Here is a 23843-nt window from a genome sequence, read left to right as displayed (position 1 = left end):
TTTACTTTTCTTGTATGAAAAAAACGTAGATTATCCGATTTTCAAAATGACTTTTTTTGGGTGATAAAAAATGGCCATGGATCCTACTTACGACGAGCATTATTCTGAAGAGCTTGAAATTGTTGATGGGGAATCTTCAAGTGAATTGAATAATGATATTACTGAACTTGATTTGAACTCTAGTGCTAATAACCTTCGAAATAGTAAGGAAAGGCATAAACGTAAGTACTTAGCTAAGAAAAGAATTGAACAGCTTCAAGAAGAAAGGCGGCTTAAAAAATTTGAAGAAGATTATTATGGCGATTGGGATTAATTTATTTTCAGAACTAGAGAAAATCAGTAATTAATGTAAATCACCTACTTGATAAATGAGAATTCTCTCCATTATTTTAACTTAATATTCATGACTAAAGTTTTGGATGTTATAACCAAAAGGCTACTCAATGAATATTCTTTTTTTAATGTATCCTTGGGATAAAATTGATCCTGAAACAGACTCTACATTAAGGTTAATACATGAATGTGTATCCCGTAACCATACGGTTGCTATTGCTACTCCACATAACCTTACAATGCGAGATTCCGTATCTAGTGCTTTTTGTCAGGTTTTCAAAAAAGGGGTAACTATTTCAGCGAATGTTATGTCTTTTTATAAAAAGGCTGAATTTAAAAAATCTCGACTCCCTCTCGCTGGTTTTGACACCATCATTATGCGAGCAAATCCACCACTAGATCCCATCACTTTAAATTTTTTGGATTCAGTGCGTGAAGACGTTTTTATCATGAACGATATTGATGGCTTACGCATTGCTAATACCAAATTATACACAGCATCGTTTGATGATCCTGCTAATCATTTTATACCTGTGACTCATGTATCTAAAACACCGGAATACTTAGTTGACGTATTGAACGACTCTGAGTCCGGAAAAATGATCATGAAACCATTAGATGGGTATGGCGGGCAAGGTGTTATTTTAGTTGAGAAGCACGCACAAAAAAGCTTTCATTCACTGTTAGAGTTTTATATTAACAGCGGTAAAGGCGGAAATTACGTTATTTTACAGGAATATGTCGAAGGTGCTGATACAGGAGATGTTCGCATTTTAATGTTAAATGGCGAGCCTATTGGTGCGATGAAACGTGTTCCGGCATCTCATGAAGTACGCTCAAATGTTCATGCAGGCGGCACAGTAGTAAAACATACGTTAACCAAAAATGAAAAAGCTCTTTGTAAACATATAGGACCAAAACTTGTGCGTGACGGTTTATATTTTGTTGGCATTGATGTGATTAATGAAAAATTGATTGAAGTAAATGTGCAAAGCCCTGGCGGCATTATGCGTATTAATAAATTGAATAATACTAAACTACAAAAAAAGGTGATCGATTTTGTCGAAAGCGTTGTTAATGCAAAGGAAGCATTAGCGCAACGTAAGAACGAATTTAGAAAGGCAATAAACGATGCTCATGTTGTCTGAGAAAGAGTGTATTGCTCTAATTAAAAATGGAAAATGTTTTCATGCAGAAGTGGAAGATGGCGCTTTTATTGTCAAAATAGATGAATATGCCCCTATCATTTGTACAGCAATACATAATGGTCATCGACTTCGTGATGATTTAAAAAAAAACTTCCTTTTGTCACAAGAAGAACGGTTTTATGAAGAGGATCCCTACACGGATGAACTTATATCCTCTTTTCCTATTCAAGTTATAGCTAATGACTCACGATTTGAGTATGACCTAAACCGAGCAAAGGCGTTATCAACCAACTTTAAAACAGCACGAAATAAACAAGTTTGGCAAAAACCTTTAACACAAAGACAGAGAGCGAAAAGCCACAGTAAACATCAAGCGTTTTATAACGTACTTGAAGTGATTGTCACTGTGATTGAAAAACAATTTAACAATGCGATTGTTTTTGATATTCACTCCTATAACCATAAAAGTATAGAAAAAGACTCTCCTACATTTAATATTGGTAGCGGCCAAATTGATGTTGAGCGTTGGGGAAATGTGGTAAATCAATTTGAAAAGCAGCTGAATAAAATTGAATTGCCAAATTTACATGTCAGAGCGGCAACCGATGAAATATTTCAAGGTAGAGGCTATTTAATAACACATATAAATGCTCATTTTGATAACACTTTGGTGCTCCCTACTGAAGTTAAAAAAGTATTTATGAATGAGGAGTCGGGTGAAGTATATCCGCTAGTATTAGAAGATTTAAAAGCTAGATTTAAAAATGCTATCAGTGAAACTGCGGCTTTTTTTGTTCGTAGGTATGGCAAAAGAAAAAGAACCCAAAAGGCTGATATTTTATCTTCCACCATAAGTCATGAAGTTTTATCTTTAGATAAAAAGCTATTTTCATTGTGCAAAAGTATTGAAACCTTAAATTTTATTAATCCGATTAATTTGAACGCTCAACGAAATAAGTTCCTGAAAAAAAATAGCTATATATCACCGAATTTTAATTACAAGCCACTTAATATTGATCCTTATAAATTTAGAGAAAACTTGTATAAGCTACCGGTCAGTGATGTAAGTGATGCTGATATTCAGCAGTTATATCGCCATGTCATCGATAACTTAGCAAGTAAAATAGACTTATTAGCCACTATAGGAACAGATGACTTTATTTATAATTCATTAAAGTATTATGGAGAACCTAGCCCTAATGATATTGCCAATGCTCGGTTTATTCTTCATTTAAGTGATGATTTTGATCAAAATGAGAAACTGTTAAATGCCGATGAAGCCGTTGATTATTTTAGGTTTCAAGCAAAAGAATGGCGACTGAACTGTAAGGTAGAAAAGTCAGGGAAAATCGTAGCTAAAGCAATGGTGAATAACGAAAAAGCATTGTTACTCATTAATAAGGAAGCCATTTTCACTCAAAAAGAATTGCACGCGTATGCATACCATGAATTGGGTATTCACATGTTAACCACAATTAATGCTAAAAAACACCCACTTAAAGTTTTTAGCTTAGGCTTAACAGGTAATACACATACTCAAGAAGGAGTTGCATTATATAGTGAGTATTGTTCCGGAAGTTTAACTATTAGGCGTTTAAAAACAATTGCATTGAGAGTTATTGCCGTTAAATACATGCTAGAACACAATGATTTTGTTAAAACTTATCATACCTTGATGAATGAATTTAATTTAAATAAGGAAATTGCTTTTACGTTAACAACAAGAGTTTATAGGGGCGGTGGTTTCACAAAAGATTATTTATATTTGAAAGGTTTTAGAGATATCATAAATCTTGCTAAAGAAGGCTCTATAGATAATTTATTGGTTGGCAAAACAGGGCTGCTCGATTTCAACGTTGTTTCTGAACTAGTAGCGCGTGGCATGATCACTAAACCAAAGCCTTTATTTAATTTAACCTATAAGTCGTCAGGTGATAATGTTCTAGACTTTATTGTTAAATCAATTAAATAACTTTTATCATTAACTCAGTTCAATACCCATAGCTAATAGCTGATCTTGAGGTGTTACAATAAGTAAATATAGTCTTAGTGGAAGGAAATATGATGGTCGAGAGTTGTAATGAGCAACAAGTTGAAAACTACCTGTTATCTAAACCTGAAACTTCGCTTTATTATCCTTTTGGTGATGATGTTAAAGTGTTTAAAGTGAAAAATAAAATGTTCGCTACGCTTTCACATGGCTCAAAAGCAAAAAGTGCCAATGTACCTGAAGAAGCTAAAAACCATTATTGGATAAACTTAAAGTGTGATCCTGATGAAGCGGTAATGCTGCGTGATATTTTTCCTGCGGTTATCCCTGGTTATCATATGAATAAATCGCAGTGGAATAGTGTGATTCTTGATGGCTCAATTCCCCAAGGTGAGATTGAACGCATGATCGATAATTCGTTTATGCTGGTAGTCAGTAAAATGACTAAGAAAGAGCAACAGTCGATTTCTCTTCACAATTAACCAATGCTACACTGTTAAAATCAATTCAACCAAATGATTCAATACGTGCTTTTATTTAAAAAATCACTTTGTTTTTTAGCATTTCTATTGCTAATTATAACGCTAGGTGGCATGACCTCTTCTAGTGAAGTTCATCATTCAGTTGATCATAAGTTTTCTGTAGTTGAAATTGATAACCTCGTTAATAGCCTTGGCGTTTTTGTCAATATAAATCAAGCGGCAAAATTTAATCATTTAAATCAAATTACTATTGATTATTTGTTGGTTAGTTTTTTAGCTTTATTTTTGGTCTGTGCTGTAAATTATAAATGGTCTAAACCAACCACATCACCACCACCTTGGTATATAGTTTTGAGGTATGGTTCACGTGTAAACCTCTCAGGCTGGAAAACCAGTAACTCGCAGTATAAAGAGCAGTTAACTTACCTATATTAGTTTCATTTTCTATTTCGTTAATAGCTGCTAAATAATGTTTAGCGGTAAATTTAGTTATACATGAGCGTAAGTAAAATGAAAAAAATTAACACTATATTGATGCCTGTTCTGCTCTGGTTGAGCATAGCTTTTTCACATGCATCAGACTTAAAAAGAGAAAGCCTAAACGATACTTTGTCTAAAGAAAATATCGAGAAAGCGATTTCGAGCATCATACTACTTCTGGACAAAGAGTATATTTATCCAGAAAAAGCACAGTTAGTAATATCAGAGTTAAGAGGTAAATTGGCCAATAAAGAGTTTGATAAAATTAATGATTGGTATTCTTTTATTAGCAGTCTAAATACCGTTATGCGAGGTGTTAGTGGTGATATGTATATTGATATTGTTGAAACCCATCCTTCACTTATGCTTGAAAAAGCCCCTCAAAAAAGTGCATTTAACATTAAGGATAGCTATGGAGTTGGTAGTGTAGACATTCTTGCAGGTAATGTAGGGTATTTAAAGGTGAATTACTTTTATCAAAACCCAAATGCACAAACAGAAATTTTTCGCGCATTAAAAGAGTTGTATAAGGTGGACGCCTTAATCATAGATTTACGAAGTACGGAAGGTGATTCGATACCGCTAGCGCAATATTTCATGAGTTTTTTTATAGAAGAAAACACGATATTAAGTGATATTCATTATGACAAACAAGAAAAACGTAAGCGATTAAGAGCGTTTGAAAATAGTGGTAATGATAGGTTTAAGCATGACTTTCCTATTTATATACTTACATCGTCACACCTTTCAGGCTCAAGTGAGTTTTTTAGCTACACTCTTCAGCATTTGAAAAAAGCAATAATCGTCGGTGAAAAAACTATGGGGATTGCTCATGTGATCCAAAAGAAAAAAATCAACAATCATATAAGCTTAACTATTCCGATAGCTATTCATTCACACCCAACTACCCAATCGAATTGGGAGGGAATAGGTGTGATACCAGACATAGATGTTGCTGCCAATTCAAGCTTAGATGTAGCTCATAAGATGGCAAAACAATATTTAGGTATTTTTTAACTAGCGTAAATATCTACAAGCTTAAAGCACAGTGGAATACCGTTATCCTTGAAGACTCAATCTCATATGATGAGATTGAGTTCATGATAGATAATTCATATAGGTTAGTGGACAGTAAAATGACCAAGAAAGATCAAGCGTTAATCTTGGTCATTTTTAATTGACTAGCATGAATAGTTTTTGTGTCTACTTTTAATAATTTCACAAGCTATTTTATCCCACGCTACACTTTGATAACTATCTACCATATTGTGATGGTTATCTGACCACAAAAGCATTAATTTACTATTAATACGAAATGCTGATATATAGTCTTTTTTAACAACGATGAATTGATTTTTATAAGGAAGTAGCCATTTTTCTACTGTTTTTTCAGACAAGACGGTTTCAGCTTCTTGGTAGTTTACAAACCACTCATTAATAAAAGCATCAGCACCTTGTGGATAAAAGAAAGTGCCCATATCTAACGCCTGTACGTTTGTTTTACTGCCCGATAAAACGTCTTGTGCATGATGCCAATTTTCAAAACCTAGTTGGTAAGCAATTATGGCTAAGCAGTGCTTTAATTTTATTTCAGCAGGTGTTGGTACGCCTAACTTTGTTAATGGAAGCTTCATACTTGGTAACAAGTTGCTATCCGTTTTAATGGCTTTAAATAATTTTTTAGCCTGTGTTTTTACTTCATTTAATGCAAGTTCCATGATGTCAGCCTAATTCAATTGAATGTTTATATGACAAGAAAAGCTTTCACCAAAGGTAAAATCACTGCTTGCGGTAAAAGTTACTGGTGGTAATAAATTTTCTGAACTACCGCTAGAAAAAAACATGAAAAACAAAGCTATTTGGCAAAGCCAAAGCTGTATTAACTTATGTGCAGGTATAGTAATTGGGGTATTAGAAATATCGAGTTTAGTACTGTTTTGAAGGTGTTCTTGTGAAGTCACAATTCAATTCCTCTAAGTATAAATGGCACTCCGCAAAGCCTACTTAGTTCATATTGAACTGTTTAATATTAGATATCAGAGTGAATTCATCTTTGGCGGAATAGGTGTCTCTGCAACCTGAAAGAGATTCTAAAATCGATCTTATGTTAAGTCAACATAGCAATTCTTAGAACGACTGTTTTGCTACTTGATATCAATCGCGGTAGTGGTTGTTATGGTTAAATCGTAACAAACAATTTTTGTAGATTAATTTTAAAGGTGTTGTCATGTTGCTGCTATTTATCAGTTAGATATGAAATACGATATTTTTCGTATCTAATGCTTTTAAATTATGAGATATTAATACAAATTAATGAAAAATTATGGGACTGACATTACTGATGAGTTTTCATAATAAGCTGTTAGGTTTTTATGAATCATCCAATTTACAAAGCGCACTTTGATAGAGGAAAGCGCATAGAAAGTGCAAAAACTGTTATTAGCGCAATGTGAAGCTAATTATTAGTAAAGAATCTGATAGTTATAAAGATGACATAGAAACTTAAGAAATAGAAAAAGGAATTACATTGAGAGCTTTTATGAAAAACAAAAATTATTTCAGTACTATTTTCGTGACGTGTGTACTTATGGCGTCGTCTCTCTCTTTTGCCTCTGACAAAGGAACTCTATCCGACAATATCCGTATTAAAAGCAAAGCCTTGGGTTATGATTTACAATATCGTGTCTATCTACCAAGTGGTGTAAAGGCAGAGGACAAACTGCCAACTATCTATATTACGGATGGTGAATCTTACGCAAAAAAGGGCCGCATGGTTAAAGCGTTAGATAAAGGAATAGCTGCTGGTGAAATAAAGCCTGTTATCGCTATCTTTGTAGATGCTCGGGATCCTGATAATTTGAAAATTAATCGCAGAAATGAACAGTTTTTTTGCAAAAAAGATTATGTTGAGTTCTTTACCAATGAGCTTTTGCCCCAAATTGACCAAACTTATGCTACTAGCCCTTTACGTACTGATCGGGTGATTTTGGGAGTGTCTTTTGGTGGTTTTAATAGTGGTTGTTTCGGGCTCATGGCGACGCCTTTTTTTGGCGGAATTGCCATGAATTCACCAGCGCATAGCCAATTCGTAAAATACCTTCAATCACAATATGAGAAGTTAGGTAAAAAAAACCTAAAGATATTTATGTCTGTAGGTAATCATGACGACAATAGAAGGGCCGTGAGTTCATTTAAATCATTATTAACAGAAAAGGGTTATGATTTAACCTACAAACAAAACCACCATGGACATAATTGGAAAAACTGGAGGCCACTGTTGCCTGATGTTTTAAAAACCTTTTTTGCCATCGATAAAGCTGTCGAAGAGTAACCGCTCCTTCAGGTTTTACCAATTCACTTAGTAAATCGTTATGTGTGTTAAGGAAGATTCATGAACCTCTCAAAGCCCCTCCTTATTGTTTTACTGTGTTTAAGTACTCTGGCACATGGCTATCAAACAAATTCGCCTTCTTTAAAAGGGCTTTATGAGAATATTCCAATGGGTAAAATTGATGGCGTTGAACTGTCTATTAATATTGCCTTTCCAGAGCAAACATCATTAGAGCCTCGACCTGTTTTGTTATTAATTCACGGTGGAGGCTTTATCTCAGGAGACAAAAGCACTAAAAACAAGCAAATTGTAAATTTCTCAAAAAGAGGTTTCGTATCCGCTAGTGCTATGTATAGATTATCACCCGAATATAGATTTCCAGCTGCAATTGATGATATCAAACTTGCTGTTCGGTTTTTAAAAGCGAACGCTGCAAAGTATCATTTAGATCCTGAGCGTATTATTGTCAGCGGCTCTTCTGCAGGAAGTTATTTGGCAGTAATGGTTGGTGTCACAGGAAATTCAACTACATTTTCTGATTATGGTCTGTATCCTGAATTTGATTCTTCCGTTCGTGCGGTTACTGCGCAATCAGCTCCAATAGGAGATTTTACCCAACCTAAGTACGCTGAACATAAAACCATAACACGTTTAATGCCTGAAAATTATACTGATAAACAAGCAACCTTATCAGCAATGACTCCTATAACTTATCTTGATAAAAAGGATCCTCCATTTTTTTTATCTCATGGCGATAAAGATCCTATTGTTCCTGTTGAATTGAGCCGCGAATTTGTCAGTAAACTTGAAAGTATTAACCATGAATTTGAATACCACGAAGTCAATGGGGGAACTCATAGTTTTAGTCGCTCTGTCCCTAAGCAATCAAAAATTGTATTTTCCGCTTATATGAATTTTATAGAAAAATGGTCAAAGTAAGTACTGAACTAGACAGCAAATAATAAGATAATTACATGGGCATTTACCGAAGCGCAAGTTCTGTTATTTAGGTAGTTTTAATTTTTCTATCGTTATTAATTCTGGTCCACCACCTCTATTTCCTGCACCAGAGGCGGTATAAAGGTAATCATCGATTATGACAAAACCTGTCCCATGTCGTCCTTGAATCAAGCTTGGCCATGCTGACCATTGCTGTGTGTTAATATTAAATGCTTCTACTTCATTATGAGCTGGGATTTGATTAGCACTTTCTCCACCGCCTATTAATATTAGATTCTTCCATGCAATGGCACTATTGCCTGCTCTCTGGGTGGGGATTTTTAACGCAGGGCTTTCTTTTTGCCATTGCTGTGAAGAAAAATCGAAAACGTTTCCATATTCAAGGGTTAGTGACATATCCTGTTGGGTTGCTTTCGAAGTTTTTCTGCCTGCAAATGCATACAGCTTATTGCGAGCTTTCGCTAATTGAAAATGATCTCTCGCATCGGGAGCATCAGCGAGTACTTTCCATTGACCTGTTGCAGGGTCATATTCATCAAACCAAGGCACGTATCCATCCATGTGGCCGTTGGTGATGCCACCCACTATATAAAACTTATTATTATGTATTAAAACACCAGCACCTCCTCGACGTCTTTGTTTAGGAATCGGGTCACCAAACTCGTAACTGTCTGTTTCAGGGGTATAAATTATCACCTTATCAATTGGCTTTTCATGTGGCCATTTACCTGTGAGTGCGCCGATAATGTAAATTTTATTCTGATATGCTACTGGCTGAAAATGATGTACTTCTATAGGCGTCATAGAAGCTTTTGACCAAGTATTAGTTTTGGTATCAAAAATACTAGTTGAATTGATTCGTCTTCCACCCATTAGGTATATTTTATTGCCAAGTCCAACAAGGCCTGCTTCATGCCTTGCTATAGGTTGGCCTTTAACAACCACTTGTTGCCACTGCCATTCACTCGCGTGAGATATCGATAAGCTTGTTATTATGTAAACTGTAGCAGTAAAAAGTAGGTTAACTATTAAAGGATTAAACATAAGTAAAATTCATATTATTTGATGCTTAAATAACATTGTAAGCGCTTACATTGGTTGTTGTCTATCTTGGCCTTGTTTTCATTCGAAAACATCAATAACTAAGACAATAAATAAAAATGTGCTATTGTCATGGCTGATGAAAAACAACCTGTGAAATTTGAAAGGACTTTTACATTCACCGCGTAAGTTGTTCTCCTTATATGTTCGATCTCCAAATGTATTTCATCAGTTATTTGCAACCTTTTTGGAGAAGATCATGTTTTTAACAAGATACCTAGTATCGTTATGTCATTTAACGCTTTTTTCATTCATCTTAGTTTTTAGTCAACAAGCTTTAACGCATGAAGGTCATGACACACAAGATGCTATGCTTGCTGATCTTAGCAAGTTAGGCGAAGTTAACTTTCCCGTCGCGTGTAATGATGAACAAAAAGAAGCCATGAATATTGGTGTCGCATTACTGCACCATATGATGTACGCACAAGCAGAAAAACATTTTACTGCTTGGAAAAAGAAATCACCTCAATGCGCTATGTTTTATTGGGGCTATTCAATGTCCTTATTCCATCCTTTATGGCCTGATAAAATTACTGAAAAGGCTTTAGCAAAGGGTGAGGCTAGTATCAATCAAGCTTTAAAATTAACCAGTGATAACAGAGAAAAAAGTTATATTAAAGCCGTGTTAGCTTATTATCAGTATTGGCAAAATAAGCCTGAAAAGCAGCGAATTACTTTATGGGCCAATGCTCAAGAAAAGCTTTATAAAGCTTACCCAAATGATATTGATGCTATTGCTTTTTATGGGCTGTCACAGTTAGTGATTGCATCTAAATCAGACACTCTGTTTACTAAACAAAAGCAAGTAGGGAAATTATTAGCTAAGGTTTTAGATACTTCACCCACTCACCCAGGCGCCATTCATTATACTATTCACGCTTACGATAACCCTGTTTTGGCTGAATTAGCGATTGATGCTGCAAGAGCATACGATAAAATAGCGCCAGATGTGCCACACGCATTACATATGCCTAGCCATATTTTTGTTCGGTTAGGTCTTTGGGAGGATGCCGCTAAGTGGAATATTCGCTCGGCAAATGCAGCATTAAAATATCCGGCAAAAAATGGAACCTCTTTGCATTATGTTCATGCACTAGATTATCTAGTCTATAGCTATATGCAATCCAAGCAAGGATTAAAAGCACAAGATTCATTTAAAGAGATTTCCCTTCATCACCCCATTCAACCGGTATTTCCAACAGCTTATGCGTTATCAACGATACCTGCTCGAATTTCATTAGAAAATCATGATTGGAAAAGTGCCAGTGAACTAGCGGTAAGAGAGCCTAGTTATATAGCGTGGGAAAAATTTCCTCAGGTGGAAGCGATTACGCATTTCTCTCGTGGCCTCGGTGCAGCTCGAATTAATAATAAAGAGACAGCGGCGGCAAGTGTTAACGAATTAGAGAAACTTTATCAACAAACATTAAAGAGCAGCCCTGATTATTGGGCAAAGTTGGTTAATGCCCAGAAGTTGACTGTATCTGCATGGTTAAGCTATGCAGAAGGGGATAAGAAAATGGCACTTGAGCAACTTAAGTTAGCCGCTGATATAGAAGACTCTGTTGATAAAAACCCTGTAACACCGGGTGCGGTTTTGCCTGCGAGAGAGCTGTTGGGAGATATGTATATGTTGCTTGGTCAATTTCAAAAAGCCGTAGAGGCTTATCAGGCTTGTTTGAAAATAAACCCAAATAGATTAAATAGTTTAACTGGGTTGAAAACAGCTAAAAGTATGATGATTACTAATTGATAGTTTATACAGTTGAAATAGATTATTGAATTGGAGTGTGTAAATGACCAAGAAGGAGCTGTAGCCCTTCTGGTCATTTAATTTTTGTGTGTAGCGAAGAGAAGATTAATCGAGAATTGTAGGAGTATTTGAAATCCATACCGTTTGATACGGGCTTAATTCAATAACCTCGGTTAAACCTGTTATTTCAGTATTTGAAATTAACTCAACCCAGCTTTCAGTAATAATTAAGTTAAGTTCGCTCAAAGGCAAAGATAAAGTTTTATCGGTGATATTACTGATACAAAAAATACTTTGCTTTCTATCTTGGCTTTGTCGCCAAAAACCAAATAACTCTAAACCTAAATGTAAAGTGAACTGAGTCGCATTGGGATGAAAGGCTGCTTGCTTAATCCGAATATTGAGCAATGACGTTAGGGTTGAAAGCACCCTGCCATGATGAAGACTTTCATCATTTAACGCATTTTCCAGTCTATCTTCATGCCATCTGTGCCTGTTAATCGAACGGTTATGATGGGTGTCAGCCAGTTTTTTATAATCATTTTGTGTACCGATAAGGCTATGAATATAAAGACCTGGAATACCTTCAAGTGCTAGCATAATGGCATGAGCACAAATGAAACGTTCAAAGTTCCACTCATCTTTACCCTTGGTTGTACCTTGCATGGCATCATAAAGGGATATATTCATTTCATAAGGTTTATGCTCGCCGGTGTCTGTGGTTCGCCATGAAATTTTGCCACCAAAACTTTCTACTGTCTTAACTAGGTTGGTTAATTCTTCATCATTCAATAAGCCTTCAGCAGGGCGTAGTCCAATACCGTCGTGAGAGGCAATAAAGTTAAAATACATGGTGCCATTTTGTGATGGCGGCATACTCATTAACCAACGTTTTAAATATAAACAATTGCCGGTCAGTAAAGTGTTTAACAGTAATGGCGGTAGTGAAAAGTTATAAATACCGTGCGCTTCGTTAGCATTACCAAAGTAAGTTAGGTTTTGCGTGTTTGGTATATTGGTTTCAGTGATGATAATCGCGTTAGGTTGAGCGGCCTCAATGAGAGTTCTCAATAGCCTTACTATTTCATGGGTTTGAGGCAAATTAATACTTTTTGTACCGACTATTTTCCATAAAAAGGCAATGGCATCAAAACGGAAAATATTTACGCCCATATCAAGGTATTGTCTGATTATTGAGGTAAAGGCTTTAAGTACTTCAGGGTTTCTAAAGTCAAAATCAACTTGATCATGACTAAATGTACACCAGACAAACTTTTTACCATTGCCTGTTTCTATTTCTTGTAGTAATGGTGAGGTTCTAGGTCTTACAACTTCAGATAAATCATCATCGGGTAGGGCGGTAAAAAAGAAATCATGTCCCACCCCTTCTCCCTTAATAAAGTTATCGAACCAAACACTACGACTTGAGCAATGGTTGATAACTAAATCAGACATTAAATGATACGAGTGACTAATATCTTGAATATCGTCCCATGAACCTAAAGATTCATTGACAGACGAGTAATCTATAACCGAAAAGCCATCATCTGAGCTATAAGGAAAAAACGGCAATATATGAACACTGTTGATAGTGTCCTTAATAGTGTTGTCTAAAAAATGTTTTAACGTTTTTAATGGGTGTTGCTTGTCATTAATAACACTATCACCGTAAGTGATCAGGATAACGTCTTCTTCAGACCAATGATTACTATAGGGCTGAGGTGGCGAGTAAGTATCCGACATGCGCATAATGTCAATCAACGCCTGTGCAATATCATCTAAAGATGATGATATAGGTACATCTCTATAGATAATATCTAGTTGTTGCACTAATTTATTTTTAAGTTGGCTAATCTTCACTGTCATATGCGAACCTTATTACATGTCTTGATTAAACTCTTTATTATCTAACTCAACAGCTTCTTTTAACTGCTCTAATATGTCGGGTATCGCACTTACTACTCGGTTCCATGAAGGAATGAAAGGCGTATCCATAGGTTGCTCTAAGAAGGTATTACCTGCAGTTAGTATGTTTTGCGCAAACATTTCTACGGCTTTTTCTTCACTATGAATATCCAGTTTAAGACCATTCATCATGGCGTCATTTCGGTACGTTTCAACATAATCTAATGCGATACGGTAGTAAGTTGCTTTTAATGTTCTAAACTTTTCCGCAGTAAAGGTTTCACCTTGAGTCGCCAGTTTACGAATAAACGCTTTACTAATATCAATTGACATTTTTGATAGCCCACCTTCGGTATTATCGAGTGATAAATCTTGGTGCTTGTGATCGTAAGTTGAGGCAATATCCACTTGGCAGATACGGTTAGGAGAGTAGTTTCTGTACATTTCTGACAGAACACCAATCTCTAATCCCCAATCACTTGGAATACGAATATCACTTAATACGTCTCGACGGAAAGAAAATTCACCTGCTAACGGGTATAAAAAGCTATCCATGTACTCAAGATAATCTCCATGGCCTACGGTTTTCTTTAATGCTTTTATTAAAGGGGTTACCAATAATCGAGAAACACGGCCATTAATTTTTCCATCAGCGACACGAGCGTAATAACCTTTTGAAAACTCATAGTTAAACATCGGGTTAGCAACAGGGTATAGTAATCTATCTAATAGTTCAGGCTTATAGGTTAAAATATCACAATCATGTAAGGCGATAGACTCTGCTTTACCTGAAGCTAATATATAACCCATGCAATACCAAACATTACGACCTTTTCCTAGCTCTTTGGGTGCTAAACCCAGTGCTTGTAATTTGGCATCAATGGCTTGTAGTCTTGGGCCATCGTTCCATAATACTCTGTGATGTTGCGGTAGCTGCCCAAAAAATGATAACGCATGTTTATATTGATCAAGATCTGCTCTGTCTAAACCAATAACAATTTCAGATAAATACTCTACGGATTTAATTTTATTAATGATGTCTGGTAGTGCTTTACCTTCTAATTCTGAAAATAATGAAGGTAAAATAAGCCCTAATGATCTTGTTTTGGAAAACTCTAATAACTCAGCTTTCATGTCTGCTGGTTCACGTTGTGCTAAATTATGTAGTGTTGTAACGATTCCGTTTTGATAAAAATCAGCCATGATTTACCTCTGAGTTAATTGAAAGTGATAGGAGTTTTTCTATTGCTTCAGCCCAACCCTCAGGGCCAAAGCGTTTTGTTTGGGTTATGTTGATTTGGCGGTGTAATTTTGGAAAATCGTGTACAGGGGAGCGAACTTGCACTGCAATATCTGCTGCTTCCAACATGGCAACATCGTTCTCACCGTCGCCTAAGGCAATGGTACATAGAGAGTTATGGCGAAAATGTTCACGATATTGTTCTGTTAACCAGATGAGTGCTTGGCCTTTATCGCAATGTCCACCAACGTGCATAAAGCGACCTCCATGCACAACGTTGGCACCTAAGTCTAATAGTTTGTCAATAAACTTAATTTTTTCTTCTTCACTACCTAACCACTGAATTGGCTCACCATATTGCCGTTGTTTTGCGCGAGTCGCCCCTGCTAAAGTTAAGCCAGTAATCTGCGCAAGCTCTTCATTAGATAATGATGCAAAGCCTTGGTAAGAGGCTTTAAAAGCTTGAGTTTTCTTTTCAAGTAGCGCAAGCCAATATTCGCGCGGTGAACAAAATGATTTAACCCAAAAGTTACCAACCTTTTCTGTGTCACCTGGTTGTTTTGCAAAGGTACCAATAGGAATATAAACAGCCGCACCGTTTTCAATGATGAAAGGGGTTTGTAAGTCTAATTCAGACAGAACAACTTCTAATTCGGCGAAGGTTTTGCTGGTATTTAAAACAACAGGAATATTAGCCTGTTTGAGTTGAGATAGCGTATTACTGGCAGCGCTAGACTGATAGGTATAATGATCCAATAAAGTACCATCTAAATCACTGAAAATGATGGTTTGTAATGTGTTCATGCCATTTCCATCTCGTGGATATCAGTAATATTACGTTCATAATCTAAGTAGAAAGTTGTATCTGCTGAGTGGGAAATTGTGTTACAGCCTTGCACGCTCAACCTTTGAAAATATTGTGTGAAATTTAATATTTCTGCGGGTGTCATGATTTTAGAGTTGGCTAAGTCTGCATTTCTTGCTTCTAGCTTTTGCTCTTGCTCTAATCGCCATTTATATACACAGTCAAACGATGGGGCTTGCAGTGCTAACCAAAAATCCATTTGCTCGTATAAAGGCTGATACTGTGTTGCTAGCTGCTCATTAACATAATGACGCCAAATAGCTTTGTCATCGTATTGTAGCTCTAGCTCATTAATGGGATCTTTTAATTGTTCATTTGTTTGTGGTTTAACACCCCAGCACCAGCCTTCTAATATAACAATGTCGACTGGTTCTTCGATGAAGCTCCATTGACTTTGTGAGAATGGCTCATCGGTTGCTTTGTTGAATTTAGGAATAGTAAAGCCAGTTTTTTGCTGCTTCAACTGCGTTAATACACAGCTAAGTGCTTCAATGTCATGAGTGCCAGGAACACCTCTGGTAGCAAGCAAAGGATGAATATTCTCTGCTAATGCTTTACGCTTTTCACCTGTCAGATAGAAGTCATCCAATGACATAACAGCCACATTCAGTTTGTATTCTTCAATAAGATATTCAGAAAGGAAATCTGTTAACGTTGATTTGCCACTGCCTTGGCAACCATTTATTCCGACAAAAAATGGCTTTTTGCCTTGGTTATACTGAGTGAATATTTTATCAGCAAGAGGTATATAATATTGCTTAACCGTTTCCTCAAATTCTTCTGGTAATTTATGTTGCTCAATAAACGTTGAAAGCATAATTTTCTCCCTAGATAAATATTAACTACTCATTTAGTTCAACTCTTATGCCAAACTATAAAATCTGGTTTTTGTTTTTATTAACCTACTGTTAATAAAGGGTAATTTGTTTATCTCTTTATATGCATAGTTATTCATAAAAAGTATAACGTCGCACTCAATTAAGTATGTTGCTTAAAATTGGTGCAATGGGTAAATAGTTGGGGTGTGTCATAGAAATACATATCGTAGGAAATGTTATAGCTAATATGTAGAAAAAATAAACAAGATGTCGAGAAGATGTTATTAGCTTGTCAAAGGGGCGTGATAAATCACTATCCTTTGACAAGAGAGGCGCCGTTTGTGTTATTTGCTAATATCTTTACATAACAGTAAATCTTTTACCCTATGAGTAGAGCCTTCATATAAACCAATTTCATGGATAAAGTCTTTTGGATTTTTGAATGTTCCAAAAATTATGTCGAACAGCGGTAAGTCAGAGTAATTATAGGCATGAACTCCTTGTTGATGGTGAATAGAGTGGCTTTCGGGTCGCTGAACAATATAACCAAGCCACTGTGGTGTTTTAATGTTAGTGTGAGCAAAAACCACTAAGAACATGTTGATATATAAAAACCAAGTGATTGCTTGTGGTGATATGCCCACCATAACACTTAATGCTAGGCTTGATAGAAAAGTAAAACCAATCATATCTAATGGACTAAAATAAAATGCGCCAAAGGTATCTACTCGTTCAATGCTATGGTGCATTTGATGAAAAGTGCGCCACAAAAAGTTATTTCTATGTATGCTTCTGTGCCAGATATAAATAAACAATTCAAATATTAACAAAGCAATAAAGGTCTGAGTTAGTGGACTTATGCCTTGTAAGTCAAACAATTGGTAAGGGAGTAAATACTGATCCCATATCATAGGCAAGTAAGTTGAAAGGTAAAAATAGAGAATAAAGACCAACAGGGAGTTAGGTATCCAGTGTTTTACTTGTTTGAGTTCAACTGCGGGCTTGATAGTTTCGAGCAACATTAAACTAGCGTATATCGCCAGTAATATTAATGAGACGGGGTCGAGTAAGACCTCTATTGGCGTTGGCATAATAAATATCCTTTTATAATAATTAAAGTCATTCTCATTGTTATTCAATTCAGATAAATAACATGAAGATTGCATAATATTTAGCTAATTATTTGCTAACGTTTTGCTATATAGTGTCTTTGACCTTCCCTAATACTTGCTGAAAAGGAATTAACGATGCAATACCGGTTAAATGATATTGAAATTGATTTAAGCCAATTTAGCATCAGCCACCGGGGTGAACTCATTGCTGTTGAGCCGAAAGTTTTTGATGTTATTGCTTATTTAATTCAACATCGAACTCGCTTGGTGTCTAGAAATGAACTTTTAACTCAAGTGTGGCATGGTCGGGAAGTATCAGATACGACATTAAGTAATCATATTAAGAGTGCTCGTAAAGTGCTGGGTGATAACGGTGACTTACAATGTGTTATTAAAACAGTGAGATCTCGAGGCTATCAATTTATAGCATCGCTGGACGAAGTGACTGACATAAGCCGCACCACCACCGAAGATACTAAAGCTATTGAGGATGTCGCAAAACCTTCTGTAGATGTAGCAAAAAATAAGCTGAGTAAATCAATCTCTTCGTTCATTTTTCTGATTGCAATGGCCTGCACTTTATTGGCGTATTGGTTTACACAACCGAATGACAAGCCAATACCCCATGTATTAGTGCTGCCTTTTTCCATTGCCAGTAATAATGCTGAACATTGGGACGCATTTGCCGATCAAATGACAAGAGAATTAATTCAGGATTTACGTAAAATCTCGGGGTTAACGGTAGTGCCGCCGCCATCTGCATTTAGCTTTAAAGAAAATAAGTTTCGTACAGGCATAAAAACACAGCTACCTAATGTTAGTCATGTTTTAGATGGCCTCATTAGTGAAGGGCCGCAGGGCAACCTTAGGATTACGATAGAAATAGAAGATATTCATTCAGGAAAGTTACTCTGGGATGGCGACTTTGATATACAACAAGAGCACGAGAATCTTTTTAGCATTCAAAGTGAAATAGCTGCTTCAGTGTCAGCCTCATTGAAAGTCATCATGCTTGATAATGAAAAGAAAAAGTTAGCGAAAACGCCTACCTCAAGTTTGCAAGCGTATGAGTTATATATTAAAGGTCAGCATGAATACTCCCTTATGACGCATGAATCGGTATTACGTTCTATCGCATTATTTGAGCAGGCAATTGAACTCGATCCATATTTTGAAGGGGCTTATGTTGCCAAATCAAATGCATATCGTGTGATCATGATAGTCTTTGATAAACCTAAAGAGGTGTTACCTAAGGTAATTTCCTCGGCGATAGAGTTATTAGCGATTAACCCGCAGTCAGCACAAATTAAATCTTCGTTAGGCTTAGCTTATGTACATGCTTGGCTTTGGGATGATGCATGGAAGATGCTGTCAGAAGCGAAAAAAAGTGCTCCAGATATTGCCCTAACTGAATTAGGTTTTGCGTTGTATTACTCTGCAATGGGCAATGTTGAGGGAGTGAAAACAGCGCTTTATCAAGCTAATTTACTTGATCCCCTAAATACAGAAATTGCAGAGTGGGGTATTTGGGCTTTGATGATGGCAGGAGATGTGCAAGCTGCAGTAGAGTGGGGTACCACTAAGCGCCACCAACATCCTAATTTTCCTTATTTACCATTAAGCCTGTCAGTAGCGGAATATACCTTGGGAAACTATCAAAATAGTATTGCTTTAGCTAAGCAAGGGGTAAAAATGTCTGAACGCGACCCATTTGGTTTAGTTATTTTGGCACAAGCATATGCTGCAGCTGGACAGCTAGATAAAATTCAGCCTTTGCTTGATGAAGCTGAGATGACTGAGCAATATATGTGTCCTTATGAAACGGCTATTATTCATGCACTTTTAGGCGAGAAAGAAAAAGTATTCCCGTTGTTGGAGCAAGCTGTGGCCTTTCAATCTAACTGCTTGATGTTTACCCGAAATGATCCTAGATTCAAGCAGTTAAGAAGTGATCCTCAATACATTAAAATTCTGAAAAGTATAGGTTTAGATGATGATTCAGTTAACCATTATCCGCAATAATTGATGACGGTTGATTTTTTGCTTAGTTATTATCAATGAGGATGAGTTAACTCTCCATTGGGAGGCGAAGCTTATTGGAAGATGATAACAGCGTAAGTTTCTTGGTTACACTAGGCTTTAAAGGGCTCAGAATCATTAACGTTCAGATAGAAAAAAAGCACCATGCGAACATGGTGCTTTTTAAAAGAGTGGGGGCTCTTTTTAATTCTTGATTATTTTCTAGTGCGACGTGCAACTAAACCTAAAATACCTAAAGCAAAAATAGCGATAGTTGAAGGCTCTGGTACAACATTAACTACAGGGTCAATACCTCTTACACGTGAATCAATTACTGTAGTGAAAAGCTCGTTACCTGTTGCGCTAAAGAATGAAACGCGGAAGATATCTCTGCTTTCACAACAATCAGTGCGACCAAATACTTGAATAGACTCTAAGGTTAAAATTGAAGGGAAAGTAATCGTTAATGTGTCCTTTGAATTGTCACTACCTTCATGGAAAATTTGACCTGCACCGTAGTTACCAGCTGTGATGCCATCGATAGCTTTTTCAGGACCAGAAATAGCACTCCATTGATCAGGTGCTGTAGCAGTAGCGCCAGCACTTGCAAGTGCTGCATCATTGCCATCAGTGTCTAATGCAACGACTTCAGCTACTTGTAACCACTGATTAATTTCGTTTGAGATTTCAATGTAGCTTACGTTCATTAATGAAGCATTTGCATTTGCGCTTAACAATAATAAAGCTGACACAAGTAATTTAGAAATTGATTTCATGGTTGTCCTTTAAAAACTAAATAAAATATATAAAACTATATACGAATAAGCACTAACTGTGCCAAAAATTAAAACTCCTTTACTTTCAGTTTGTTGAATTAGTTTTTGGGTTTGTTGTCTACTAGCATGTAAAATTTACTGACAAGCAAATGTTTGTTTTTTAATCAGTTCTATGGCGTCTATCTTAAGGTGACTAAGTTACAGTTACGCTATTCTTTATTGAGCGGGCAAGGAATAGCAGGGCTTTACTATTTTATATACGATTGATTTGTTTCTTGTAATCTCAATGGGTGTTTGTGATTTATTCAACTACACTTACATCTTTACTAAAGTCATCACAAAAAATAATGGACATTAACTTCATGAAAAACAGCTCACTTTTTGTTATTTTTATTTTCAGCTTTATAACGTCAGCATACGCTTTTGCAGCTCAGCAAGAAGTGACAAACCTTATCTACACTGAAAAAGGGTTGGCAGGTAAACAGGTTATGAAACAAATATCTGATACTCAATATCAAGGACTTCTCGATGTTAGGTGGAATAATCGAATCTATAAAATCGATGAAACTATCACAGTCAATGAACATGGCGCACCGATCAGCTATGAATCAACAGGCTTATCTCCTTTTGGCGCACCAATAAAGGAAAGCTTTCAATGGCTCGATGGCATTGCTACATGGGAAAGTAATAAAGATGATGGTCAAATTAAGTTAACGGAACAGCGCTTTTATCTGCCTGCCAATAGTGCTGTTGTTGTTGATAATCTCATGGTGCAAGCCATGCTTAAATCTATCGATAATTCAGTGCAATTACTACCCCTTGGCAGTGCGCAATTAAGTCAATTAGAAACGGTTTCACTGAGTAAAGGTTCAAAAGCAGAAAAAGTGAGTTTATATGCCATAAATGGTTTAGGCTTTTCGCCTGACTTTAGTTGGTATGATAGTGATGGTAATTTCTTCGCCAAAGATATCTCGGGTTTTCTTAGTATTATTCGAGAAGGCTATTCTTTAGAGGACTTTAAGCAATTACGTGCCATTCAAAATAAAGCCGAACAAGATTATCTCGAAGGCATTAACAACTCGCTAAGTCATCGTTATCAAAGCTTATTATTTAAAAACGTACGATTAGTGGATGTGCTGGCAAGTAAAGCGATTAACAATGTTGATGTTTTGTTACAAGAAGGAAAAGTTGTCAAGGTTGCAAAAAATATCAAGGTAGCTAAATCTACCTCTGTGATTGATGGTCAAGGGAAAACCTTGTTACCTGGGCTGTGGGATATGCATGGCCATTTGAGTAAAAATGATGGCTTACTTAATATTGCTGCCGGTGTGACTAGCGTTAGGGATATAGGTAATAATCATAAAAATATTATGGAAATTGAGCAGCTTTTTAACAGTAATACCTTAATTGGCAACCGTGTGTTTCGTGCAGGTTTTTTTGATCAAATGAGTGAGTACTCGGCTGGCTTATCTGTGTCGTCACTAGAGGAAGCGCATGAGAAAATAGACTGGTTCGCTGATAATGGTTATTTGCAAATTAAACTCTACAGCTCGATAGATCCTAAGTGGGTTCCATCAATTGCTGAGCATACGCACCGTAGAGGGATGCGCTTAAGTGGTCATGTACCGGCATTTATGACAGCGGAACAGGCTGTTGATGCAGGTTATGATGAAATTCAACATATTAATATGTTGTTCCTCAACTTTTTGGCCGGAACAGAGCTAGATACGCGTCAGCAATTACGTTTTACTTTGATTGGTGAACATGCGGGTGAGCTAGATATTGATAGTGATGAATTCAATCGCTTAATAAAATTACTGGCCGAAAAACAAATTGTCATCGACCCAACTGTATCAACCTTTAGAAGTTTGTTACTCAAAGAGCGTAAGAAAATAGACCCAGAATTTACTGCTGTGGCAGCCCATTTGCCTCCCAATGAGCTCAGGAAACTTAAAGGCGCAGAAATGGATGTGGCACCTGATTTAATTGATAACTATCAAGCGGGTGCAAAAGCAATGTCTAATTTGATTAAAAAGCTCTATGACCATGGTATTCCGCTTGTTGCGGGTACTGATAATATTGCTGGCTTTACGTTGCATCGTGAATTGGAGCTTTATGCTGAAGCAGGAATTCCTAATATAGAGGTGATAAAAATTGCCACCATTAACTCAGCTAAAATAGTTGGGGCAGCTTATGAATTAGGTTCAATCAGTGAAGGAAAGTTTGCTGATGTTATTTTAGTTGATGGCGATCCATTAACGAATATGAGTGATATACGAAAAATCTCTTTAGTGGTCAAAGGGGAACATTTTTATAAACCTGATGAGTTATATAAGGTGCTCGGCGTCAAACCTTTTACCGTTTCTGCTCGCTTTCATTAATGATAGCAAATAACTTTAGGAGCTAAAAAGGCAGCAAGCGTGGTGGATAATTGCCCCCACGCTGAGTATTGCTTGGAGCATTTATCCCTCGTCACTACTGCCTGTTTGATTGGGATGATTAATCGCCGACAATTATTTCTTGTGTGCTGATAGCGCTTAACAGCAGTGCTTCATTTTGCGGTAGCGCTTCATGTCCGGCCAATAAATAAATAATTTTTTGGCCTTGCTTAGCTAACTCAATGGCGTGTTGAAAGTTAATGAGTATGCTTGAACTAATGGGCTGTAAAAACTTTTCTGCATCACGGCGAACATATTCAATCAGTTCAACATTTACTTCGTCATCATAAAAAACCGCATCAGCAAATTGCATGGCACGATGTGCTCGCAACGTTAGATTGTCAGGATTACCTTCTTTGGTATGTATAAATATGATTTCACCTGACGGCGGCGCAATTTCTTGTTTAATACTGGCAATAAGTTGCTGTTCCGCTTGTTGTTGTTTGCCATCCAGAACCGCTTGCCCAATTGGTCCTCTCAATGTGTTTTCCCAGAAACTTCGTCTATTACGTAAGCCTTTAACTCGTGCTTTTACATGATCTCGAAACTTATGTGAAAAATCGGCTAATTTTCCATAGGCTTGTGGTAATGTCTTTTCTATTTGCTCGCGTAACATACGAATTAAAATAGGCGAGCTACCTGAGCTTGATAAAGCAATTATCATTGGGCTTCTATCAATTATTGCTGGTGTAATATAGGTACATAAATCAGGTTGATCTACCACATTGGTCAAGATGTTTAAGGGGGTCGCTTCTTGATAAATAGCATTATTTACCGTCATATCATCTGTTGCGGCAATAACTAAGTTGATGTTGTCAAAATGGCCGGCTTGGTAATTGTGTTTTAACCAAGTTAATTGATGTTGCTTGATTAAACGTTCAACACTTGAGCATACACTTTCACTCATTACGGTAATTTTAGTTGTCGATTTTAATAGTAATTCGATTTTGCGAGTGGCTACTTCACCACCACCAATGACCATGGCTGACAGTTTTTTTGCGTCCAAGAAAACAGGAAAGTATTTCATTTTCGGTATTAATATAAGCTTGTTTTTTTCACTTTATCACAGGTAAATAGTGAAAAGCTTGTGCT

At 36.5% G+C, this 23843-nt stretch carries 21 protein-coding genes; 11 read left to right on the top strand and 10 right to left on the bottom strand.

Annotation, left to right across the window (positions count from 1 at the left end; translation table 11 throughout):
• The first annotated feature begins 70 nt into the window (after positions 1-70).
• The 6 genes from AC27GZ_RS03045 (at position 71) to AC27GZ_RS03020 (ending at position 5450) form a co-directional block, all read left to right on the top strand.
• On the top strand, positions 71-313 hold the full coding sequence (locus tag AC27GZ_RS03045; protein ID WP_487093397.1) for a hypothetical protein: 243 nt from the start codon (positions 71-73) through the stop codon (positions 311-313).
• Between the two features lie 130 nt (positions 314-443).
• Positions 444-1481 (top strand): glutathione synthase, encoded by a 1038-nt coding sequence (gene gshB / locus AC27GZ_RS03040; protein ID WP_487093396.1) that lies wholly within the window; start codon positions 444-446, stop codon positions 1479-1481.
• Positions 1465-3453 (top strand): flavohemoglobin expression-modulating QEGLA motif protein, encoded by a 1989-nt coding sequence (locus tag AC27GZ_RS03035; protein WP_487093395.1) that lies wholly within the window; start codon positions 1465-1467, stop codon positions 3451-3453. Before gshB ends, AC27GZ_RS03035 begins: the two co-directional genes overlap by 17 nt.
• Positions 3454-3542: 89 nt before the next feature.
• Complete coding sequence (locus AC27GZ_RS03030) at positions 3543-3953, top strand: MmcQ/YjbR family DNA-binding protein (protein WP_487093394.1); 411 nt, start codon at positions 3543-3545, stop codon at positions 3951-3953.
• An 87-nt stretch (positions 3954-4040) separates the two neighbouring features.
• Entirely contained in the window at positions 4041-4388 is a 348-nt protein-coding gene (locus tag AC27GZ_RS03025) for a hypothetical protein (RefSeq protein ID WP_487093393.1), read from the top strand.
• Positions 4389-4463: 75 nt separating this feature from the next.
• Entirely contained in the window at positions 4464-5450 is a 987-nt protein-coding gene (locus tag AC27GZ_RS03020) for a S41 family peptidase (protein ID WP_487093392.1), read from the top strand.
• Between the two features lie 164 nt (positions 5451-5614).
• On the opposite strand, the gene AC27GZ_RS03015 is transcribed toward AC27GZ_RS03020, so the two are convergent.
• Complete coding sequence (locus AC27GZ_RS03015) at positions 5615-6151, bottom strand: hypothetical protein (RefSeq protein ID WP_487093391.1); 537 nt, start codon at positions 6149-6151, stop codon at positions 5615-5617.
• Between the two features lie 9 nt (positions 6152-6160).
• Positions 6161-6394: a hypothetical protein gene (locus AC27GZ_RS03010; RefSeq protein WP_487093390.1), complete on the bottom strand. Its 234-nt coding sequence runs from the start codon at positions 6392-6394 to the stop codon at positions 6161-6163.
• 578 nt (positions 6395-6972) lie between these two features.
• On the opposite strand from AC27GZ_RS03010, the gene AC27GZ_RS03005 reads away from it, so the two are divergent.
• Both AC27GZ_RS03005 and AC27GZ_RS03000 read left to right on the top strand, forming a co-directional pair.
• On the top strand, positions 6973-7764 hold the full coding sequence (locus AC27GZ_RS03005) for an alpha/beta hydrolase (RefSeq protein WP_487093389.1): 792 nt from the start codon (positions 6973-6975) through the stop codon (positions 7762-7764).
• 60 nt (positions 7765-7824) lie between these two features.
• Entirely contained in the window at positions 7825-8703 is an 879-nt protein-coding gene (locus AC27GZ_RS03000; protein ID WP_487093388.1) for an alpha/beta hydrolase fold domain-containing protein, read from the top strand.
• Between the two features lie 63 nt (positions 8704-8766).
• Here AC27GZ_RS03000 and AC27GZ_RS02995 read toward each other — a convergent pair whose 3' ends face one another.
• A complete protein-coding gene (locus AC27GZ_RS02995) occupies positions 8767-9768 on the bottom strand; it encodes a Kelch repeat-containing protein (protein ID WP_487093387.1) in 1002 nt (333 codons plus the stop codon).
• A gap of 256 nt (positions 9769-10024) precedes the next feature.
• Here AC27GZ_RS02995 and AC27GZ_RS02990 point away from each other — a divergent pair, with 256 nt between their 5' ends.
• A complete protein-coding gene (locus tag AC27GZ_RS02990) occupies positions 10025-11578 on the top strand; it encodes a tetratricopeptide repeat protein (RefSeq protein ID WP_487093386.1) in 1554 nt (517 codons plus the stop codon).
• Between the two features lie 105 nt (positions 11579-11683).
• Here AC27GZ_RS02990 and AC27GZ_RS02985 read toward each other — a convergent pair whose 3' ends face one another.
• The 5 genes from AC27GZ_RS02985 to AC27GZ_RS02965 form a co-directional block, all read right to left on the bottom strand.
• Positions 11684-13444, bottom strand: a complete 1761-nt coding sequence (locus AC27GZ_RS02985) for a sugar phosphorylase (protein ID WP_487093385.1) — start codon at positions 13442-13444, stop codon at positions 11684-11686.
• 12 nt (positions 13445-13456) lie between these two features.
• The gene (locus AC27GZ_RS02980; protein ID WP_487093384.1) at positions 13457-14686 is read right to left on the bottom strand and encodes a glycosyltransferase family protein; all 1230 of its coding nucleotides are present in this window, start codon (positions 14684-14686) and stop codon (positions 13457-13459) included.
• On the bottom strand, positions 14679-15527 hold the full coding sequence (locus tag AC27GZ_RS02975) for an HAD-IIB family hydrolase (protein WP_487093383.1): 849 nt from the start codon (positions 15525-15527) through the stop codon (positions 14679-14681). The genes AC27GZ_RS02980 and AC27GZ_RS02975 overlap by 8 nt, the downstream gene beginning before the upstream one ends.
• The gene (locus AC27GZ_RS02970) at positions 15524-16405 is read right to left on the bottom strand and encodes a kinase (RefSeq protein WP_487093382.1); all 882 of its coding nucleotides are present in this window, start codon (positions 16403-16405) and stop codon (positions 15524-15526) included. Before AC27GZ_RS02970 ends, AC27GZ_RS02975 begins: the two co-directional genes overlap by 4 nt.
• A gap of 345 nt (positions 16406-16750) precedes the next feature.
• Positions 16751-17497: a sterol desaturase family protein gene (locus tag AC27GZ_RS02965; RefSeq protein WP_487093381.1), complete on the bottom strand. Its 747-nt coding sequence runs from the start codon at positions 17495-17497 to the stop codon at positions 16751-16753.
• Between the two features lie 156 nt (positions 17498-17653).
• On the opposite strand from AC27GZ_RS02965, the gene AC27GZ_RS02960 reads away from it, so the two are divergent.
• Positions 17654-19540 carry a winged helix-turn-helix domain-containing protein gene (locus AC27GZ_RS02960; RefSeq protein WP_487093380.1) on the top strand — a complete coding sequence of 629 codons (1887 nt, stop codon included), beginning with the start codon at positions 17654-17656 and terminating at the stop codon, positions 19538-19540.
• A gap of 212 nt (positions 19541-19752) precedes the next feature.
• Here AC27GZ_RS02960 and AC27GZ_RS02955 read toward each other — a convergent pair whose 3' ends face one another.
• The gene (locus tag AC27GZ_RS02955) at positions 19753-20313 is read right to left on the bottom strand and encodes a PEP-CTERM sorting domain-containing protein (RefSeq protein WP_487093379.1); all 561 of its coding nucleotides are present in this window, start codon (positions 20311-20313) and stop codon (positions 19753-19755) included.
• 362 nt (positions 20314-20675) lie between these two features.
• Here AC27GZ_RS02955 and AC27GZ_RS02950 point away from each other — a divergent pair, with 362 nt between their 5' ends.
• A complete protein-coding gene (locus tag AC27GZ_RS02950; RefSeq protein WP_487093378.1) occupies positions 20676-22694 on the top strand; it encodes an amidohydrolase family protein in 2019 nt (672 codons plus the stop codon).
• Positions 22695-22812: 118 nt separating this feature from the next.
• Here AC27GZ_RS02950 and AC27GZ_RS02945 read toward each other — a convergent pair whose 3' ends face one another.
• Positions 22813-23778 carry a precorrin-2 dehydrogenase/sirohydrochlorin ferrochelatase family protein gene (locus AC27GZ_RS02945; RefSeq protein WP_487093377.1) on the bottom strand — a complete coding sequence of 322 codons (966 nt, stop codon included), beginning with the start codon at positions 23776-23778 and terminating at the stop codon, positions 22813-22815.
• Positions 23779-23843: the final 65 nt, after the last annotated feature.

This window comes from Colwellia sp. SU-HH00943, from assembly GCF_057546125.1.
The sequence above is the reverse complement of the archived record's forward strand: the minus strand, read 5'-3'. Positions and strand labels throughout refer to the sequence as shown.

Bases quoted from the DNA above. Each gene is read 5' to 3' on its own strand.
- AC27GZ_RS03045 (WP_487093397.1), top strand. From the start codon at position 71: ATGGCCATGGATCCTACTTACGACGAGCATTATTCTGAAGAGCTTGAA.
- gshB (WP_487093396.1), top strand. From the start codon at position 444: ATGAATATTCTTTTTTTAATGTATCCTTGGGATAAAATTGATCCTGAA.
- AC27GZ_RS03005 (WP_487093389.1), top strand. From the start codon at position 6,973: ATGAAAAACAAAAATTATTTCAGTACTATTTTCGTGACGTGTGTACTT.
- AC27GZ_RS02965 (WP_487093381.1), bottom strand. From the start codon at position 17,497: ATGCCAACGCCAATAGAGGTCTTACTCGACCCCGTCTCATTAATATTA.
- AC27GZ_RS02980 (WP_487093384.1), bottom strand. From the start codon at position 14,686: ATGGCTGATTTTTATCAAAACGGAATCGTTACAACACTACATAATTTA.
- AC27GZ_RS02950 (WP_487093378.1), top strand. From the start codon at position 20,676: ATGAAAAACAGCTCACTTTTTGTTATTTTTATTTTCAGCTTTATAACG.
- AC27GZ_RS03015 (WP_487093391.1), bottom strand. From the start codon at position 6,151: ATGGAACTTGCATTAAATGAAGTAAAAACACAGGCTAAAAAATTATTT.
- AC27GZ_RS02960 (WP_487093380.1), top strand. From the start codon at position 17,654: ATGCAATACCGGTTAAATGATATTGAAATTGATTTAAGCCAATTTAGC.
- AC27GZ_RS02985 (WP_487093385.1), bottom strand. From the start codon at position 13,444: ATGACAGTGAAGATTAGCCAACTTAAAAATAAATTAGTGCAACAACTA.
- AC27GZ_RS02975 (WP_487093383.1), bottom strand. From the start codon at position 15,527: ATGAACACATTACAAACCATCATTTTCAGTGATTTAGATGGTACTTTA.
- AC27GZ_RS02990 (WP_487093386.1), top strand. From the start codon at position 10,025: ATGTTTTTAACAAGATACCTAGTATCGTTATGTCATTTAACGCTTTTT.
- AC27GZ_RS03020 (WP_487093392.1), top strand. From the start codon at position 4,464: ATGAAAAAAATTAACACTATATTGATGCCTGTTCTGCTCTGGTTGAGC.
- AC27GZ_RS02955 (WP_487093379.1), bottom strand. From the start codon at position 20,313: ATGAAATCAATTTCTAAATTACTTGTGTCAGCTTTATTATTGTTAAGC.
- AC27GZ_RS02945 (WP_487093377.1), bottom strand. From the start codon at position 23,778: ATGAAATACTTTCCTGTTTTCTTGGACGCAAAAAAACTGTCAGCCATG.
- AC27GZ_RS02995 (WP_487093387.1), bottom strand. From the start codon at position 9,768: ATGTTTAATCCTTTAATAGTTAACCTACTTTTTACTGCTACAGTTTAC.
- AC27GZ_RS03035 (WP_487093395.1), top strand. From the start codon at position 1,465: ATGCTCATGTTGTCTGAGAAAGAGTGTATTGCTCTAATTAAAAATGGA.
- AC27GZ_RS02970 (WP_487093382.1), bottom strand. From the start codon at position 16,405: ATGCTTTCAACGTTTATTGAGCAACATAAATTACCAGAAGAATTTGAG.
- AC27GZ_RS03000 (WP_487093388.1), top strand. From the start codon at position 7,825: ATGAACCTCTCAAAGCCCCTCCTTATTGTTTTACTGTGTTTAAGTACT.
- AC27GZ_RS03030 (WP_487093394.1), top strand. From the start codon at position 3,543: ATGATGGTCGAGAGTTGTAATGAGCAACAAGTTGAAAACTACCTGTTA.